Raw genomic sequence first — 17,378 nt, 5'->3', positions numbered from 1 at the left:
AAGCATTTTTTTGCAACATTATCAGCCGCAGATGACTGACGTGTCTTATACAGCCAATAGATATGGCTAACCGGGGGTCAAAAAAAGTAATAACAAACGAGTAATATATAGAGATAGTCCACAAAGCAAGCGGGGGCTCTCTTTTGGACCATTTCCGATCGGCATTTTAACCTAAAAAAATTATATTTATAAGCACTATTGCGATTAATCTGATGCATAAAATTATCTCGCGAGCTACTTAATTTTAATAATATTAGAGTTAGTCATCGTAACCATTCTCAATATTAAATATACCTAAGAATCAAATTACGGCATCTATTAATAATACTTAACAATGCTCTTACAGAGCAGACGTTTCGGTGTGAGGATTTCTTACTTCCCCTTCTCGCCTCTTTAACCGGGCTTTTCAGAAGCCAAAATCATAGTATCGCCAGGATTCGCGCAGATACGGAATGCCAGAACCTTTTTAGCATAAAATTCGCAACAAAATTTAGATACTGAATGTAATCACTGAATTACAGTGTTTTAGCCTAAAAAGATAGAGGTTTACGCACCAAATCCAGTTTAAAAAACGTGAAATGTGATGGGCTTAAGACAAAATCTTCTTCTGTCGACCCTTCAAAACCTGCCGCTGTGGGAGTACATTATTCGGTGCTGACTTCCACGGCAGGGAGTGGCATTCACAGCTAAAAGGTTTAACGTTCATGTCCTCCATCGAAAAATCCAGCAAGTTAGATAACGTCTGTTACGACATCCGCGGTCCGGTTCTTAAAGAGGCGAAGCGTCTCGAAGAAGAAGGCAATAAAGTTCTTAAACTTAACATCGGTAACCCCGCCCCCTTCGGCTTCGACGCGCCAGATGAAATTCTGGTCGATGTAATTCGCAATTTACCCACGGCTCAGGGCTATTGCGACTCTAAAGGACTCTACTCCGCGCGCAAAGCCATCATGCAGCATTACCAGGCGCGTGGCATGCGCGACGTCACCGTTGAAGACATCTATATTGGTAACGGCGTTTCTGAACTCATCGTGCAGTCTATGCAGGCGCTGTTAAACAGCGGCGATGAGATGCTGGTTCCGGCTCCCGATTATCCGCTCTGGACGGCTGCCGTGTCGCTGTCGAGCGGCAAAGCCGTGCACTATCTGTGTGATGAGTCTGCGGGCTGGTTCCCGGACCTGGACGATATTCGTGCCAAAATCACTCCGCGTACCCGTGGCATCGTCATCATCAACCCTAACAACCCGACCGGTGCGGTCTACTCCAAAGCGTTGTTGATGGAAATCGTTGAGATAGCACGTCAGCATAACCTCATTATTTTTGCCGACGAGATCTACGACAAAATCCTTTACGATGCGGCAGAGCATCATTCTATCGCCACGCTGGCACCTGACCTGTTCACCATCACGTTTAACGGTTTGTCCAAAACGTATCGTGTTGCCGGTTTCCGTCAGGGCTGGATGGTGTTGAGTGGACCGAAGAAACATGCCAAAGGGTATATAGAAGGTCTGGAAATGCTGGCCTCCATGCGCCTGTGTGCCAACGTTCCGGCACAGCACGCCATTCAGACGGCGATTGGTGGTTATCAAAGCATCAGCGAATTCATTGTGCCCGGCGGACGTCTGTATGAACAACGTAATCGCGCCTGGGAGTTGCTCAATGAGATCCCGGGGGTTTCCTGTGTGAAACCGCAAGGGGCGCTGTACATGTTCCCGAAAATTGATGCCAAGCGTTTCAACATTCACGACGATCAGAAAATGGTGCTGGATTTTCTGCTTCAGGAAAAAGTGCTTCTGGTACAAGGTACTGCGTTCAACTGGCCGTGGCCGGATCATGTGCGTATTGTCACCTTACCGCGTATTGACGATCTGGAAATGGCCATCACGCGCTTTGATCGTTTCTTGTCCGGGTACCATCAGTAATCCTGTCGGGGGAAGATTTGCATCTTCCCCCCTGGTCTGCGCACAATGGCCTACCGTCGCTGTTACAGACAAGGTCAACTATGAGTCAGAGTCACTTCTTCGCGCACTTATCTCGCCTTAAACTTATCAACCGCTGGCCATTGATGCGTAATGTTCGCACCGAGAACGTTTCCGAGCATAGTCTTCAGGTCGCGATGGTCGCCCATGCGTTAGCCGCCATTAAAAATCGTAAATTTGGCGGTAACCTCAATGCAGAACGTATTGCTCTGCTGGCGATGTACCACGATGCGTCTGAAGTCCTTACCGGCGATTTACCCACCCCGGTGAAATACTTTAACTCGCAGATAGCCCAGGAATACAAAGCCATTGAAAAAATCGCCCAGCAAAAGCTGGTGGAAATGGTGCCTGAGGAGTTGCGCGATATATTCTCTCCGTTAATTGATGAGCATAATTACAGCGCTGAAGAAAAATTGATCGTTAAACAAGCAGACGCCCTGTGCGCATACCTGAAATGTCTTGAAGAATTGTCTGCCGGTAATAATGAATTCCGCCTCGCCAAAAGCCGCCTGGAAAAGACGCTCGAAGCCAGACGCAGCCAGGAAATGGACTATTTCATGCAGGTCTTTGTGCCGAGCTTTCATTTATCGCTCGACGAAATAAGTCAGGATTCTCCGCTGTAACTGCATATCATTTCCCTCTTCCTGCGAAGAGGGAAATCAAAACGGGAAAAGCACCGGGATAAGTAGCACACAAACCACCATCACCAGCACCGTAAACGGCACCCCCATTTTAACAAAATCGCTAAACTGGTAATGCCCCGGCCCCAGTACCAGAGTATTTACCGGTGAGGAAACCGGTGTCATAAATGCAGCCGAGGCCGCCATCGCTACCACCATTGCAAAGGGGTAAGGCGAAACGCCCATTGATTTTGCCGTCGCCAGCGCAATAGGAGCCATTAACACCGCCGTTGCCGTATTGGAAATGAACAGCCCAATGGTCGAACACATTGCAAACAGGCAGATCATCATCATATAGGGTCCGTATCCTCCCCCAAATTCCAGCAGGCCTTTGACCACCAGATCGACACCGCCCGTTTTCTGTAGCGCCAGAGCAAAAGGCATCATCCCGACGATCAGAATAATACTGGGCCAGTGAATGGCTTTGTAGGCGCTTTCAGCATCAATGCAACGGAATTTGCCCATCAGCAGGCAGGCTACGATCGCGGCCACCGGGTTAGGGATTTCATCAGTCAACATCAGTGCGACCATCAGAACCAGGCAAAATACCGCATGCGGTGCCTGGCTGTGGGCGGGTGAAACGGCACTCTCCTCAACGGGCATATTGAGTACCAGAAAATCGCGCCCGGTCTGGCTCAACTGACCAATCAGTTTCCAACTGCCGACGACCAGAATGATATCGCCAAGCTGCAGGGGTTCGTCCACCACCACGCCGGATTTTGCCACTCCGTCACGCTTGAAACCCACAACGTTTACACCGTAGCGGCTACGAAAGCCAATCTCACGAACGGTCTTGCCAAGCATTTCCGATTCCGGCATCGGTGAGACTTCCGCCATACCGACATCCAACGCCTGATCGGAGAAGTACTCTCCGCGCAGAATCATTGGCTCCAGCAATTGCTCTGCACAGAATTCGCGTAAATCGACATCGGCTGCGGACATATCAATCAGCAACACGTCGCGCGCTCGAAACTCCGACACCCCATTGACGTTGACGATCACCCGACGAAATCGCCGCCAGCGTTCAAGACCAATAACGTTGGCACCGTACCGCTCGCGCAGTTTCAGGTCATCCAGACGTTGACCAATCAGCGGAGACCCTGGCCGAATCGCCAGACGGCGGGCACGCCCGGTCAGGTGATACTCTTTAATCAGATCGCGGAACGTGCGTCGCTTCCAGCCATCGCGCTGATGTTCCTCCTTCTCCCCTTTCAGCATGAATCGCATCAGCAGCATATAAAGGATGCCCATGACAAGAATGACCAGCCCGAGCGGCGTTACGCTGAAAAAGCTAAACCCCTCAAGCCCTTCACGCAGGAGTTCACTGTTAATCACCAGATTAGGGGGGGTGGCCACCAGCGTCATCATTCCGCTGATAAGCCCGGCGAAGCTCAGCGGCATCATTAAGCGCGAGGGCGAAATTTTCATCCGCATCGACACGCTCAGTACCACCGGAATAAAGATAGCCACCACGCCGGTTGAACTCATAAAGGCACCGAGCCCCGCCACGGTGAGCATCAGTAGCACCAGCATTTTGACTTCACTGCTGCCCGCCATTTTCACCAGCCAGGACCCCATGCTGGTCGCTACACCGGTGCGTACCAGTCCTTCGCCAATAATAAACAGTGCGCCAATCAGAATGACATTGGGATCGCTAAAGCCGGACAAGGCTTCCGTCATTGTCAGGGTACCACTCAGGATAAACGCCACGATGACCAGTAAAGCCACCGCATCCATTCGCACTTTGCCTGTGGCAAAAAGCACCACTGCAATCATTAACAGGCACAGGACCCAAATCAGCTCACCGTTCACAACGTTTCCTTGTTTTCAATGGGGAGATGAATCATGCCATAAAAAAGCCCCGTCAATGCGGGGCTAAATCATGTGTCACTCTTTTCAGGTCACTCTTTTCGGGTCACAAGGACCTGACCGTCCTCTTGCCGCGTCACCGTCACTTCATCAAGGCGGGTGAGGACATAGTCAACCTCGTCCAGGCGCGGTGAATCGTCTGGAACGTTGACGGCAATGACATGGCAGTTCGCTGCCAGCCCCGAGAGCACCCCTGCGGATGCATCTTCCACCACCACACACGCTTCCGGCGCCAGACCGAGCAGCTTCGCGCCCAGTAAATACGCGTCCGGTTCGGGTTTCCCACGCGCCACCTGTTCGGCCGTCACAAACACCTCCGGCATCGGCAGGCCGCCAGCACGATGACGGGCATGGGCCACGGGGACGGAACCGGAGGTCACTATTGCCCAGGGAATCTCGAGGTCATTCAAATGATTAAGCAACTCTACTGCGCCCGGTAAGGCGACAACCCCATCGGTATCTTTGGCTTCAATGGCTTCCAGACGGGTAAATTCCGCCTGGATTTCTGCTTCAGATTTGCCCGGCATGAAGTGACGTAACGAGGTGATGGCTTGTTTGCCATGAATAAAATTGAGCACCTCGTCATGGGCAATACCAAAGCGGTCTGCCCATTCGCACCAGGAACGCTCCACCACCGGTAGGGAATTCACCAGCGTGCCATCGAGGTCAAACAAAAATCCTTTGCACTGCACGTGAAGCTCCTTAGGCATTACTGATCTGATTGATCTCATTGGCGCTCAGATGATACTGACGCGGGCAGGAGTGCCAGACGCTGAGCATGCGCTGATACTTATCCCACATTGGCGTCTGGGCATTAAAACCATGTGTGCCGGCGTCAAAGTGGGTATAGCGCCCTTCAATATTGACCATAAAACGGACGTAGCCCAGATAGCGCGCCTCCGTAGCGGCATCAAAGCCGAGGAAGGTCACACGGCGTTCATCAATAGTCTGTGCGTCTTTCAGGTTGGCCCAGGAGACATGCAACGCATGGTACATTTCCATGATATCGATAACGATGCGGCAGGTTTCTTCTTTCAGCTCACCGAACTCTCTGTCCAGTTCACGCATTTGCAAACCATAACCACGCTCAATGATGGTTTGCAGACGACGGTAGCGCTCCGCATTGGCGGGATCCATCATCGTCATCATTTTGTACTGATTCGATAAAATCAGTCGTTGGGCATTGGTCATTTCCATCGTTAAGCTCCTGTGGCACATCGGTGCAATAAAAAAAGAGGCACATAATCTATGTGCCTTCTTTTATATGCGTAATCCGGGTGCAATTACAAATCATCAAGGAAAGTTTTATCCAGTTGTTTGAAGGCGCGCTTAAGCGTGTCAGCTAATGCCTGATAATCGGGCTTACCTTCGACCGGTGCGAGTGCCTGCCCCGCCTCTTGCAGTTTCCCACGTACTTCGTAGAACCACTGCAATATAGAAGGAGGCAGCGGCGTGACAGAGCGTTTACCCAACCACCACAATCCCTGCATCGGCAGGCTTAGCGCAAAAAGCGCGGTGGCGATGGCCGGGCCGAGCTGACCGCCGAGTGCAATTTGCCAACACAGGGTGAACACCGCGACGGGTGGCATAAAACGGATAGCGTAGCGAGTGGCGCGGATGACCCGACCTTCAACGAATATCGGTGCGAGGCGTTTATCCATAGGCCAGGTCTTTGAATACTGCTGTCCCCGGCGAAACAGTCCAAAAAAATTTACAGGGTGATTTTCTGAATTGGACATGGCTTTACCTCAACTTCACATATAAAAATTAAAAAAATTGTGCAAAACAACAACTGTCTATGACAACGTTAAAATTTTTTGTCAATTGGACTTCGTATCAGGTATCCTGTGCCAGCCTTATTGGGCCGTAGACGAGGTCAGCTCAGTCGTCAAATTTGTGCCCATTATGCCATTGTCTGTAATTTGAGCAAAATGGCATAAAATCTTAAGTATTCTTTCATTGTGCCAGAAAGTTTGTCCGGCATGATGTTAATCATAAATGTCAGCCTCATCATGCGCTACGCTGAGAGACTCACTGACGTTTTTTTAGCCACGTATCCATAAATAGGTACTTCCATGTCGAGTAAGTTAGTACTGGTTCTGAACTGCGGTAGCTCCTCACTGAAATTCGCCATCATTGATGCCGCCAACGGTGAAGAGTTCCTTTCTGGTTTAGCCGAATGTTTCCATCTTCCTGAAGCACGTATCAAATGGAAAATTGACGGCGGTAAACAAGAAGCGGCTTTAGGTGCAGGTGCCGCTCACAGCGAAGCGCTGAACTTTATCGTTAACACTATTCTGGCACAAAAACCAGAACTGTCCGCACAACTCACCGCGATCGGTCACCGTATCGTGCACGGCGGCGAAAAATACACCAGCTCCGTGATCATCGACGACTCCGTGATCCAGGGCATTAAAGATGCAGCCTCATTTGCACCGCTGCACAACCCGGCTCACCTGATCGGTATCGCCGAAGCACTGAAATCTTTCCCGAATCTGAAAGACAAAAACGTTGCAGTGTTCGACACCGCGTTCCACACCACCATGCCGGAAGAATCTTACCTTTATGCTCTGCCGTACAACCTGTACAAAGAGCACGGCGTTCGTCGTTATGGCGCACATGGCACCAGCCACTTCTATGTCACTCAGGAAGCCGCAAAAGTCCTGAATAAGCCGGTTAACGAACTGAACATCATTACCTGTCACCTGGGTAACGGCGGTTCTGTTTCGGCCATCCGTAACGGCGAATGTGTTGATACCTCCATGGGTCTGACCCCGCTGGAAGGCCTGGTAATGGGTACCCGTTCTGGTGATATCGACCCGGCTATCATTTTCCACCTGCATGACACTCTGGGCATGAGCGTTGAAGCTATCAACAAAATGCTGACCAAAGAGTCTGGCCTGCTGGGTCTGACCGAAGTCACCAGCGACTGCCGTTATGTAGAAGATAACTACCAGGAAAAAGCAGACGCTAAACGTGCAATGGACGTTTACTGCCACCGTCTGGCGAAATACATTGGCTCTTACACTGCGCTGATGGACGGTCGTCTGGATGCGGTGATCTTCACCGGTGGTATCGGTGAGAACGCAGCCATGGTGCGTGAGCTGTCTCTGGGTAAACTGGGCGTTCTGGGCTTCGATGTTGATCACGAACGTAACCTGGCTGCCCGTTTCGGTAAGTCTGGCTTCATCAACAAAGAAGGTACCCGCCCAGCTATCGTTATCCCGACTAACGAAGAACTGGTCATCGCGCAGGACGCGAGCCGTCTGACTGCCTGATTACACACCGCCAGCTTAGCTGGCGGTGCTGTTTTGTAACCCGTCAGAAATGACGGTAACGAAGAGGATTAACCGTGTCCCGTATTATTATGCTGATCCCTACCGGAACCAGCGTCGGTCTGACCAGCGTCAGCCTTGGCGTTATCCGTGCTATGGAACGCAAAGGCGTTCGTCTGAGCGTCTTTAAACCTATCGCCCAGCCACGCGCGGGCGGCGATGCGCCAGACCAGACCACCACCATCGTACGCACCAACTCCGGCCTGCCTGCTGCAGAACCGTTGAAGATGAGCTACGTTGAGTCTCTGCTGTCCAGCAACCAGAAAGACGTGCTGATGGAAGAGATCGTCGCACGCTACCATGAGAACAGCAAAGACGCTGAAGTGGTACTGGTTGAAGGCCTGGTCCCGACCCGTAAGCACCAGTTCGCACAATCACTGAACTTTGAAATCGCCAAAACCCTGAACGCGGAAATCGTGTTTGTAATGTCTCAGGGCACCGATACTCAGGAACAGCTGAAAGAGCGTATCGAACTGACCCGCAGCAGCTTCGGCGGCGCGAAGAACACCAACATCACCGGCGTAATCGTTAACAAACTGAACGCACCGGTTGACGATCAGGGCCGTACGCGCCCTGACCTGTCTGAAATCTTTGATGACTCTTCCAAAGCGAAAATCATTAAAGTTGATGCCGCGAACCTGACAGCATCCAGCCCGCTGCCTGTACTGGGCGCGGTACCGTGGAGCTTCGACCTGATTGCCACTCGCGCAATCGACATGGCGCGTCACCTGAACGCGACCATCGTTAACGAAGGCGAAATTAACACCCGTCGCGTGAAGTCAGTGACCTTCTGTGCGCGTAGCATTCCGCACATGCTGGAACACTTCCGTGCAGGCTCCCTGCTGGTGACCTCTGCCGATCGTCCTGACGTATTAGTCGCTGCCTGCCTGGCGGCGATGAACGGCGTAGAAATCGGTGCCATCCTGCTGACCGGTGCCTATGAAATGGACCCGCGCGTCAGCAAGCTGTGTGAGCGTGCATTCGCGACTGGCCTGCCGGTCTTCATGGTTGACACCAACACCTGGCAGACCTCCCTGAGCCTGCAGAGCTTCAACCTGGAAGTACCGGTTGATGACCATCAGCGTATTGAGAAAGTTCAGGAATACGTGGCAAGCTACATCAATGCTGACTGGATTGAGTCCCTGACCGCGACCTCTGAGCGTAGCCGTCGTCTCTCTCCGCCTGCCTTCCGTTATCAGTTGACTGAGCTTGCCCGTAAAGCCGGTAAACGCGTTGTTCTGCCGGAAGGCGACGAACCGCGTACCGTTAAAGCGGCCGCTATCTGTGCTGAACGCGGTATCGCCACCTGCGTACTGCTGGGTAACCCGGAAGAGATCAACCGCGTTGCCGCAGCACAAGGTGTTGAACTGGGCACCGGCATCGAAATCGTTGACCCGGAAGTAGTACGTGAAAGCTACGTGGCGCGTCTGGTTGAACTGCGTAAGAGCAAAGGCATGACCGAAGCGGTAGCGCGTGAACAACTGGAAGACAACGTTGTTCTGGGTACCCTGATGCTTGAGCAGGACGAAGTTGATGGTCTGGTTTCCGGTGCGGTTCATACCACTGCGAACACCATTCGTCCGCCGCTGCAGTTGATCAAAACCGCACCGGGTAGCTCTCTGGTTTCTTCAGTGTTCTTCATGCTGCTGCCGGAACAGGTTTACGTGTACGGTGACTGCGCGATTAACCCGGATCCAACGGCAGAACAGCTGGCAGAAATCGCGATTCAGTCCGCTGACTCCGCGATTGCTTTCGGTATCGAGCCCCGCGTGGCAATGCTCTCCTACTCCACCGGTAACTCTGGTGCAGGTAGCGACGTTGAGAAAGTGCGTGAAGCAACCCGTATCGCTCAGGAAAAACGTCCGGACCTGGTTATCGACGGTCCGTTGCAGTACGACGCCGCAGTTATGGCTGACGTTGCGAAATCCAAAGCGCCGAACTCTCCGGTTGCAGGTCGCGCTACCGTGTTCATCTTCCCGGATCTGAACACCGGTAACACCACTTACAAAGCGGTACAGCGTTCTGCCGACCTGATTTCCATTGGGCCGATGCTGCAAGGCATGCGCAAACCGGTTAACGACCTGTCCCGTGGCGCGCTGGTTGACGATATCGTTTACACCATCGCCCTGACTGCGATTCAGTCTTCTCAGCAGTAATCTTTTATTGCCGATGCATAAGGCCCCTGTTTACAGGGGCCTTTTTTATTGTCAGCTCAGATAAAATACGTTACCTCGTGGGACAAAAGGTAAGCGATTCCCCTGGGGTATTAACCATGCATGCTCCATTTTCACTGAAACATGATCCTCGCAGTAACCGTCAGTAATCATCAGTACCGGACCACCACGTGGAAAATCTCCCCGAAGCGACATCGTGTCCAGCAGATCAATACCTGGTTGCAGCAGGGTTCCCCCGCGCCCCTGCAGGGTGAAGTGGTGGACCATATCCTCAGGACGCACCCAGCCTCTATCGTACGCTTTGGCGTCACAACAGATTAAGCGCACGGCGAAAACGTCGCGAGACAGCGCATAGCTGGCGATCGCCCCCAACGCCTTCCCCAGCAGCCTGGGATCCATTGAACCGGAGGTATCCAGTACCACGCCAAACACACGCGAACGTTGCTCTTCTTCGGTGGGGTTTCTTATCGCTGCTCGCGGGATATCGGGTGTTGCACTTTGCCGACGGGACGGGCGAGCCCAGGAGCGCTGGCGTTCGGGTGGGGGGAAATGTTCATCAAACCATTCGGCAAGCGAGACATCCCAGGGCACCGGAGGCTGAGCGAGGCTTCTGATCTCTTCGATTAACCCTGCGGGCAACGTGCCGCGTGCGCTGCCATAGAGGCAACGATCCATACCCTGATAAAGCGCACGTCTGCAGTAAGCTTCCGCATCAGTAAAGCGATTGTCCCCCATCTCACCAATGATATCGCCGCCTGCGCGCCCGCGAAGCGTAATGAGCTTACGGGCTTTACGCATGTCCTGTGCCAGAAAATCATAAATCTCTTCAGCAGACATCGCGGAAAATTGTGGGTCATAAAGCAGCCCGATTGCCGGAGGGGTGCCAATCTGCATCTCGATAAGCCAGTCATTGATAATAAAATCGCAGGCTACGTTCCATAATTCTGCATCCCGCCCACGGCGTCGTGATGCATGATTCAGCCCGGCGTGAAGCAGTTCGTGGGCAAAAACAAACAGCATTTCAGCGGCGTTCAGACGTGCGGTGGGGTTGATCCAAATCTTTCCCACGCCGACATCAATCGCAGCGACCGCGATATCGTACTGGCTGCATAACTGCGCATCTTCTTCAATGTCAAAGCTGGCCGCCAGCGCACCCAGTAGCGGGTAAAGCGTCATTATTTGCCGCCGGGCCTTCTGCGCTAAAGTGATACGCTTAGTGCCGCTGCGCTGCTGCTGATAGCTCCCCACTTTGTCCAGTGCATCACTGACGCTGTTGCTGAGCCCATCAGCTAACAATTCCTGCCAGGTCACGCCGCGTGGATGAGAGGGTTCAGACTCATAGATAAAGTAATCGTCCCCACCGCCATAGATAGCTCGCCATTGCGACAACTCACGCGAAACGCCTTCATCGTTCAACTGACGAAACACGCCTTCTGCGTCAGTTAGCCCCCCCTCAGGAAATGGGAAAGATTGTAATTCATCGGGCAGAGGGCCAATTTTCAGGGCCTCGCAAAATCGCATGGACGCCACCAGCACCGCCAGCTCCCAGGTTTCCTTCTGAGCCCGTGGGACAATATAACCAAACCCCAGCGCAACCAGCGCCTGAGCAATCATTCGCGCCCATTGTTCCGGGGTAGCATGCCGCTTCGCATTCAGCCACAAATAGCCCCGGTTGCTGATGGCAAGCCAGCCACGGGAGGAGACATAGCGATGTTCCGTATCAATACGGTCATAAACATGGGAATAAATCGGGGCAAACAGTGCGTGTTGTTTGATTAGTTGAAGACCGGCGTTGCAGGCTTCCAGCGCCGGGTTTCGACCTGCTTTGCGCATTATCAGCTACCCTCTCGCGGCCAGACGAGGAAGATCGCGTGCAACCTCCAGCAGGAACCAGGCCGGTAGCTTCTTGCCATTTTCATCTTCGCTCATGACCGATTGCGCTATCTCGACGCTTATCCGCGCAAGGCTTTTTAAAACGTCTTTTGCACGCATGGCGAGCTGGGTATGTTCTGCACGAAGCGATTTTTCATTCTCCGGCAGCTCTTTAAATAGGTGCGAACGGAACGATTGCGCCAGAAAATAGAGCACATCACGGTCGGCAGGATCGTCTGGCCAGGTGGCATCGCCTTTTAATATTGCGGTGATGGTGTGCTTCTGGCGGATTTGTTTGATAAAGCCTTTAAAACTGCCGGCGTGGGCGGGCGAAAGCAGACCATAAATGAGCGCTTCTAACATTTCGTCCTGAATATCTTCCCCAAACGAGTGAAGCGCATCGGAAAGCATATGCCAGCTACGCGGCGTCGAGAACGGCTCTTCATGCTTCGGTGGTTCGTTCCAGAGTTGGTCGGGGCGCAACTGGATGTAATGCACGACCCACGGGTGTATCCCCGCCACATTGATCGCCCAGTTCAGCCATTGCCGATGATCGGCACGTAAATGAACATGCACCATGCGGTTAATCAGCGCAGAAGGCATCGGTTTAACAATGGCGGTATCTTTTGCGCGGTTACCTGCACCAATCACAATGGTGCCTTCCGGCAGGCGATACTCACCGATGCGCTGCTCAAGAATTAAGGAGTAGAAGGCTTTTTGTATCTCGTGGGAAGAGGCGTTGAGCTCATCAAGGAAGAGGACAAAGGGCTGGTCGCGAACGATATTGGCAGGCGGGAAGAAACGCGAGCAATTCCCATCAATCTGCGGAATACCCAACAAATCTTCCGGTGCCAGTTGGCTGCCAAGGAGTGAAACGCACTCCATACCGACTTCGTCGGCAAAGCGTTTTACCAGCGCACTCTTACCAATGCCTGGTGCGCCCCATAAAAAAACAGGTCGGGTGATAGCAACATTGAGAAGAAAATTAAACGTATCATCCGAGGTGAGCTGAATAGCTGAAAGCATAAAATTCCTTTTTGCTAAATGGTTGAGGCTGTACTCCAGGCGGGTTCAAAAATTCGAGGACAAAACGATCAAGCGGGCTGGCGCTAAAACAAAAAAACCAGTCAGGTACTGGAAGACTGGTTTTCGATACGGCAGAAGCAACAACGTTACTCGGTCTCTTCAGCCTTTTCAACACTGTTGCTGGCATTACGGCTCATCCACAGCGCCAGCGCTTTCAGTGAATCCGACGTAAATTCGTCGCAGCGGGCGGTGATCTCTTCCGGGGTCATCCAGAACACTTCACTCACCTCTTCTTCCTGAAGCGCAAACGGCCCGTGGGAGACGCAGCTGAACAACCCGCCCCACACCCGGCAATGTTCGTCTTCATAGTAGAACACACCATGTTCAGCAAAAGGCACACCGGCTATGCCAAGTTCTTCTTCTGCTTCACGGCGTGCGGACTCAAGCAAGATTTCATCAGCCTGAACCACTCCCCCTGCGGTGCAATCGAGCATGCCCGGCATAAAATCTTTGGTTTCAGTCCGGCGCTGAACCAGGATCTTCCCCATGCCGTCGTGCACAACAATGTAGGTCGCACGATGACGCAGGCACTGCGCGCGCATTTGCTGGCGGGTAGCCTGGGCAATGACCTCGTTATCCTCGCTAACTATATCCACCCACTCCGTGTCTGCTAAATGATTCTGTTCCACCATCAGGAATGTCTCTTCATGGCGCTCTTATGGCGCGTTTTTAGTTGAACGGTAAATTACGGATTAATCGCGACCTGTGCAATAACCCGATTATCATTGAGTGCCTTTATGCTCAGTAATCCTTCATCCAGCATCCCATAGCTTGCCGCAAAGCCCCCTTTCGGGATGCTAACGGAGCCGGGATTAAAGTGGAAAATCTCTCCCCGTTTTTCTGCAACAGGCAGATGAGTATGACCATAGACCAGCACGTCACCCTCCGCCAGCGCCGGCAGGTTATCCGGGCCAAACAGATGACCGTGGGTCAAAAAAAGTCGGCGAGTGGGCAGCAGCACCTGCTGCCAAGGGGCGGTAATGGGAAAGTGCAACAGCATCTGGTCCACCTCACTGTCGCAGTTACCGCGCACGGCAATAATGCGAGCGGCATAATCATTCAGCCGCTCTGCTACTTGTGCCGGATTGTACCCTTCCGGTAGCGCATTACGCGGACCGTGATAAAGGAGATCGCCAAGGAGCACCAGCCACTGCGCCCCGCTTTGGGCAAATAGCGCCAGCACGCGTTCGGCGGCGGGAAGCGAACCGTGGATGTCTGATGCGAACATCAGTTTCATTGTCATTCCTTGTATTAACTCGCGCGTTTTGCTGAGAGCGCCACATAACGTTGCACCGAAGAACGTTGCCACTGGAAGGTGGCATAATTGGCCAACAGTTCCGGTACTTCGTCGCCGTGCATCACCAGCCGGTTAATCATCAGCGCAAGGTCAGCATCGGCAATGCACCATTCGCCAAACAGATTGGGTTTGCCATGGGAAAGAAGCTCTCCCGCAATGGCGCTGAGTTTGGCGGCTGCCTCACGCCCCTCGGCGGACAGGGGCGCTTTTTTCGCACCGGCAAAAATAACATCTGTCCCGCGCTCTTCGCGAATCGGCATCAGGTCACTGCGGATCCACGCCTGAATTTGACGAGCCCGGGCACGTTTTTGCAGGTCGTGGGGGTAGATACGCTCATACTCGGGCGGGGCGAAACGCTCTTCCAGATATTCTGTAATCGCCGACGATTCGCTGAGCGTAAAACCGTCAATATCCAGTACCGGCACGCGGCGCGTCAGGGTGTAGCCTTGCCAGTGCGTTTGCTTGTTTTCCCCTTTGTCGAGGTCGACGGTTTTAAGCGAAAAAGGCAGGCCCTTTTCATGCAGCGCGACGAAAACAGCCATCACATAAGGGGAGAAAAAATCCGAATCTGACCACAAGGTTATTGCCGGTTCGCTCATGACATCCTCTCAATGATTAGGTTTTCCAACAAAATATAACGTCTTGTTAAGGCTGTCACTTGATGAAAACTCACACAGGGTATGTAAGGCCTATACTCTAAGAGAGAATAACCCGAGAAACGGGAGTCATGATGATAGATCTCTTTTTCGCCCCCACCCCCAATGGTCAGAAAATCCTTCTATTTCTGGAAGAGGCCGAGCTGGCCTGCCGTCTGATTCGCGTTGATATCAGCAAAGGCGAACAGTTCCGCCCGGAATTTTTGACCATTTCGCCGAATAACAAAATCCCCGCCATTATTGACCATGCCCCGGTGGACGGTGGCCCGCCGATTAATCTGTTCGAGTCCGGTGCGATTCTGCTTTACCTTGCTGAAAAGAGCGGAAAGTTGCTCAGCGGTGAGCTGCGTGAGCGGCACACCACGCTGCAATGGCTGTTCTGGCAGGTAGGGGGGCTTGGGCCGATGCTTGGACAGAATCACCATTTCAACAATGTTGCCCCTCAGCCCATTCCTTACGCCATCGAACGTTATCAGGTTGAGACTCAGCGTCTTTACGGCGTGTTAAACAAGCGGCTGGAGACAGCCCCCTGGCTTGCGGGTGAACACTACAGCATTGCGGATATCTCCGCGTGGCCGTGGATTAATGCCCACCGCCGCCAGCGTATCGCCCTGGATAACTACCCCGCCGTGCACAACTGGTTCGAACGGGTTCGGACACGTCCGGCAACGGAACGCGCAATGCTGAAAGCACAGCAGATCTGACAAACGCGGCGGATGACCTCGTGTATCATCCGTTCATTCGCCACGTTCAGGAAATTTGTCATGTCACAACCAGACGCCATCATTCGGATTAAGAACCTGCGCCTGCGCACGTTTATTGGCATTAAAGAGGAGGAGATCGTTAACCGCCAGGATATCGTTATCAATGTCATGATTCATTATCCTGCCGACAAGGCTCGCGCCAGCGAAGATATCAACGATGCCCTGAATTACCGCACCCTCACCAAGAGCATTATTCAGTATGTCGAGAATAACCGCTTCTCTTTACTGGAAAAATTAACCCAGGATGTGTTGGATATCGCACGCGAACATCACTGGGTCACCTATGCTGAAGTAGAGATAGATAAACTTCACGCGCTGCGTTATGCCGACTCGGTATCAATGACCCTGCGCTGGCAACGTTAAGCGCAACCAGGAGGTTGCATGAAGATTTTGATGACCGGCGGCACCGGCCTGATTGGCCGTTTTCTCATCCCACGATTACAGGAACTGGGTCATGCCGTCACGGTGGTGACGCGCAACCCGGCGAAAGCGCAACACGCGCTGGGCCCCGGTGTCACCGTCCTCAAGGGGCTGGATGCACTGAGCAACCTCAATGATTTTAGCGCGGTGATTAATCTGGCAGGTGAGCCAATTGCCGATAAACGCTGGACGGAACAACAAAAGCAACGCTTGTGTGAGAGTCGCTGGTCAATAACCCAAAAACTGGTGGAGCTCATTCGCGCCAGTGACACGCCGCCACAGGTGCTGATTTCCGGCTCGGCTGTCGGCTATTACGGCGATTTAGGTGAGGTAGTGGTGAGCGAGGACGATCCCCCGCACAACGAATTTACCCATAAGCTCTGTGCTCGCTGGGAGCAAATTGCCTGCGGTGCGCAAAGCGATCGTACCCGCGTATGCCTGCTGCGCACCGGGGTGGTCTTTGCGCCTAAAGGGGGCATCCTCGGTAAAATGCTGCCGCTGTTTCGCCTGGGCCTGGGCGGTCCGGTGGGCAACGGTCGCCAGTATATGGCGTGGATCCACATCGATGATATGGCCAACGGCATCATCTGGTTGCTCAATAACGATTTGCGTGGCCCGTTTAATATGGTATCGCCCTACCCGGTGCGCAACGAACAGTTTGCTCACGCACTCGGCCACGTGCTGAAGCGTCCGGCGATCCTGCGCGCACCGGCTACCGCCGTGCGTCTGATGATGGGGGAATCCGCCGTACTGGTGCTCGGCGGTCAGCGTGCGCTCCCTAAACGGCTGGAAGCGTCAGGTTTCGCCTTCCGCTGGTTTGATCTGGAAGAAGCGCTGCACGACGTGGCAGGGTAACCCACCCAATTTGAGGTCTTTACCCGCCCCCTTCCGGCTGAGGAATCCCCAGTAATATTACGTTTTGTAGCGATAACACTGCGCCATGAGAACACAACTGTTAAAGCGATGACTGGGTCCGGCTGAAAATCGACGAAGCGTATCCGCAAGGCCGGGGCGACGCGCAGGGATGCGCGGCGAGGGCGGCTTTACACGGACGTTACCTTCGCCCGTCCCCGATAAGCCTGGAGGAATATGCGTAGTGGACCGCTCCAGCGGCGATTTTCCTGGCCGGGAGCCCGGGTCGCCAGGGTGGTGGCGGTGAACCACCCTGGCACGTTCACAGATTCTGGCGTGACAGAAAAGCAAGGAACATAAGGGGAACGGAATGACCACCAGAGCCGCATGTTTCCCC

Annotated in this window: 16 protein-coding genes; 7 read left to right on the top strand and 9 right to left on the bottom strand. The window is 53.0% G+C overall.

The features are described from left to right. Positions 1–704: 704 nt before the first annotated feature. Complete coding sequence (alaA, locus tag ACUY4Q_RS07660; protein ID WP_458046452.1) at positions 705–1,919, top strand: alanine transaminase AlaA; 1,215 nt, start codon at positions 705–707, stop codon at positions 1,917–1,919. Between the two features lie 80 nt (positions 1,920–1,999). Then, complete coding sequence (gene yfbR / locus ACUY4Q_RS07655) at positions 2,000–2,599, top strand: 5'-deoxynucleotidase (RefSeq protein ID WP_458046451.1); 600 nt, start codon at positions 2,000–2,002, stop codon at positions 2,597–2,599. Between the two features lie 36 nt (positions 2,600–2,635). Here yfbR and ACUY4Q_RS07650 read toward each other — a convergent pair whose 3' ends face one another. The 4 genes from ACUY4Q_RS07650 to yfbV form a co-directional block, all read right to left on the bottom strand. Continuing rightward, entirely contained in the window at positions 2,636–4,468 is a 1,833-nt protein-coding gene (locus ACUY4Q_RS07650) for an SLC13 family permease (protein ID WP_458046450.1), read from the bottom strand. Positions 4,469–4,557: 89 nt separating this feature from the next. After that, the gene (locus ACUY4Q_RS07645) at positions 4,558–5,235 is read right to left on the bottom strand and encodes a sugar phosphatase (protein WP_458046449.1); all 678 of its coding nucleotides are present in this window, start codon (positions 5,233–5,235) and stop codon (positions 4,558–4,560) included. Continuing rightward, the gene (locus ACUY4Q_RS07640; protein WP_458046448.1) at positions 5,228–5,722 is read right to left on the bottom strand and encodes a YfbU family protein; all 495 of its coding nucleotides are present in this window, start codon (positions 5,720–5,722) and stop codon (positions 5,228–5,230) included. The genes ACUY4Q_RS07645 and ACUY4Q_RS07640 overlap by 8 nt, the downstream gene beginning before the upstream one ends. An 86-nt stretch (positions 5,723–5,808) precedes the next feature. After that, positions 5,809–6,264 carry a terminus macrodomain insulation protein YfbV gene (yfbV, locus tag ACUY4Q_RS07635; RefSeq protein ID WP_458046447.1) on the bottom strand — a complete coding sequence of 152 codons (456 nt, stop codon included), beginning with the start codon at positions 6,262–6,264 and terminating at the stop codon, positions 5,809–5,811. Positions 6,265–6,600: 336 nt separating this feature from the next. On the opposite strand from yfbV, the gene ackA reads away from it, so the two are divergent. Further along, entirely contained in the window at positions 6,601–7,803 is a 1,203-nt protein-coding gene (gene ackA / locus ACUY4Q_RS07630; protein WP_458046446.1) for an acetate kinase, read from the top strand. A gap of 74 nt (positions 7,804–7,877) precedes the next feature. Continuing rightward, on the top strand, positions 7,878–10,016 hold the full coding sequence (gene pta / locus ACUY4Q_RS07625) for a phosphate acetyltransferase (protein WP_458046445.1): 2,139 nt from the start codon (positions 7,878–7,880) through the stop codon (positions 10,014–10,016). A gap of 51 nt (positions 10,017–10,067) precedes the next feature. On the opposite strand, the gene ACUY4Q_RS07620 is transcribed toward pta, so the two are convergent. From ACUY4Q_RS07620 to yfcF, 5 genes are all read right to left on the bottom strand, one after another. Next, positions 10,068–11,867 carry a vWA domain-containing protein gene (locus ACUY4Q_RS07620; RefSeq protein ID WP_458046444.1) on the bottom strand — a complete coding sequence of 600 codons (1,800 nt, stop codon included), beginning with the start codon at positions 11,865–11,867 and terminating at the stop codon, positions 10,068–10,070. Positions 11,868–11,873: 6 nt separating this feature from the next. Further along, complete coding sequence (locus ACUY4Q_RS07615) at positions 11,874–12,932, bottom strand: AAA family ATPase (protein WP_458046443.1); 1,059 nt, start codon at positions 12,930–12,932, stop codon at positions 11,874–11,876. Between the two features lie 146 nt (positions 12,933–13,078). After that, positions 13,079–13,624 (bottom strand): NUDIX hydrolase YfcD, encoded by a 546-nt coding sequence (gene yfcD, locus ACUY4Q_RS07610; protein WP_458046442.1) that lies wholly within the window; start codon positions 13,622–13,624, stop codon positions 13,079–13,081. A gap of 53 nt (positions 13,625–13,677) precedes the next feature. Then, complete coding sequence (gene yfcE / locus ACUY4Q_RS07605; protein WP_458046441.1) at positions 13,678–14,229, bottom strand: phosphodiesterase; 552 nt, start codon at positions 14,227–14,229, stop codon at positions 13,678–13,680. A 14-nt stretch (positions 14,230–14,243) separates the two neighbouring features. Then, complete coding sequence (gene yfcF, locus ACUY4Q_RS07600) at positions 14,244–14,888, bottom strand: glutathione transferase (protein ID WP_458046440.1); 645 nt, start codon at positions 14,886–14,888, stop codon at positions 14,244–14,246. 131 nt (positions 14,889–15,019) lie between these two features. Here yfcF and yfcG point away from each other — a divergent pair, with 131 nt between their 5' ends. The 3 genes from yfcG to ACUY4Q_RS07585 are packed head-to-tail and all read left to right on the top strand — an operon-like array spanning position 15,020 to position 16,984. Further along, positions 15,020–15,649 (top strand): GSH-dependent disulfide bond oxidoreductase, encoded by a 630-nt coding sequence (gene yfcG / locus ACUY4Q_RS07595; protein WP_458047285.1) that lies wholly within the window; start codon positions 15,020–15,022, stop codon positions 15,647–15,649. A 60-nt stretch (positions 15,650–15,709) separates the two neighbouring features. After that, positions 15,710–16,072 (top strand): dihydroneopterin triphosphate 2'-epimerase, encoded by a 363-nt coding sequence (folX, locus tag ACUY4Q_RS07590; protein WP_458046439.1) that lies wholly within the window; start codon positions 15,710–15,712, stop codon positions 16,070–16,072. 18 nt (positions 16,073–16,090) lie between these two features. Continuing rightward, a complete protein-coding gene (locus tag ACUY4Q_RS07585) occupies positions 16,091–16,984 on the top strand; it encodes a TIGR01777 family oxidoreductase (protein ID WP_458046438.1) in 894 nt (297 codons plus the stop codon). Positions 16,985–17,378 lie beyond the last annotated feature (394 nt).

It is taken from the genome of Phytobacter cepae (assembly GCF_054165735.1).
Note: the sequence above shows the minus strand (reverse complement) of the source record. Positions and strands in the feature narration are given on the sequence as shown.

Bases quoted from the DNA above. Each gene is read 5' to 3' on its own strand.
- ACUY4Q_RS07640 (WP_458046448.1), bottom strand. From the start codon at position 5,722: ATGGAAATGACCAATGCCCAACGACTGATTTTATCGAATCAGTACAAA.
- ackA (WP_458046446.1), top strand. From the start codon at position 6,601: ATGTCGAGTAAGTTAGTACTGGTTCTGAACTGCGGTAGCTCCTCACTG.
- yfcD (WP_458046442.1), bottom strand. From the start codon at position 13,624: ATGGTGGAACAGAATCATTTAGCAGACACGGAGTGGGTGGATATAGTT.
- ACUY4Q_RS07645 (WP_458046449.1), bottom strand. From the start codon at position 5,235: ATGCCTAAGGAGCTTCACGTGCAGTGCAAAGGATTTTTGTTTGACCTC.
- yfbV (WP_458046447.1), bottom strand. From the start codon at position 6,264: ATGTCCAATTCAGAAAATCACCCTGTAAATTTTTTTGGACTGTTTCGC.
- ACUY4Q_RS07585 (WP_458046438.1), top strand. From the start codon at position 16,091: ATGAAGATTTTGATGACCGGCGGCACCGGCCTGATTGGCCGTTTTCTC.
- folX (WP_458046439.1), top strand. From the start codon at position 15,710: ATGTCACAACCAGACGCCATCATTCGGATTAAGAACCTGCGCCTGCGC.
- ACUY4Q_RS07620 (WP_458046444.1), bottom strand. From the start codon at position 11,867: ATGCGCAAAGCAGGTCGAAACCCGGCGCTGGAAGCCTGCAACGCCGGT.
- yfcE (WP_458046441.1), bottom strand. From the start codon at position 14,229: ATGAAACTGATGTTCGCATCAGACATCCACGGTTCGCTTCCCGCCGCC.
- yfcF (WP_458046440.1), bottom strand. From the start codon at position 14,888: ATGAGCGAACCGGCAATAACCTTGTGGTCAGATTCGGATTTTTTCTCC.
- alaA (WP_458046452.1), top strand. From the start codon at position 705: ATGTCCTCCATCGAAAAATCCAGCAAGTTAGATAACGTCTGTTACGAC.
- yfcG (WP_458047285.1), top strand. From the start codon at position 15,020: ATGATAGATCTCTTTTTCGCCCCCACCCCCAATGGTCAGAAAATCCTT.
- yfbR (WP_458046451.1), top strand. From the start codon at position 2,000: ATGAGTCAGAGTCACTTCTTCGCGCACTTATCTCGCCTTAAACTTATC.
- ACUY4Q_RS07615 (WP_458046443.1), bottom strand. From the start codon at position 12,932: ATGCTTTCAGCTATTCAGCTCACCTCGGATGATACGTTTAATTTTCTT.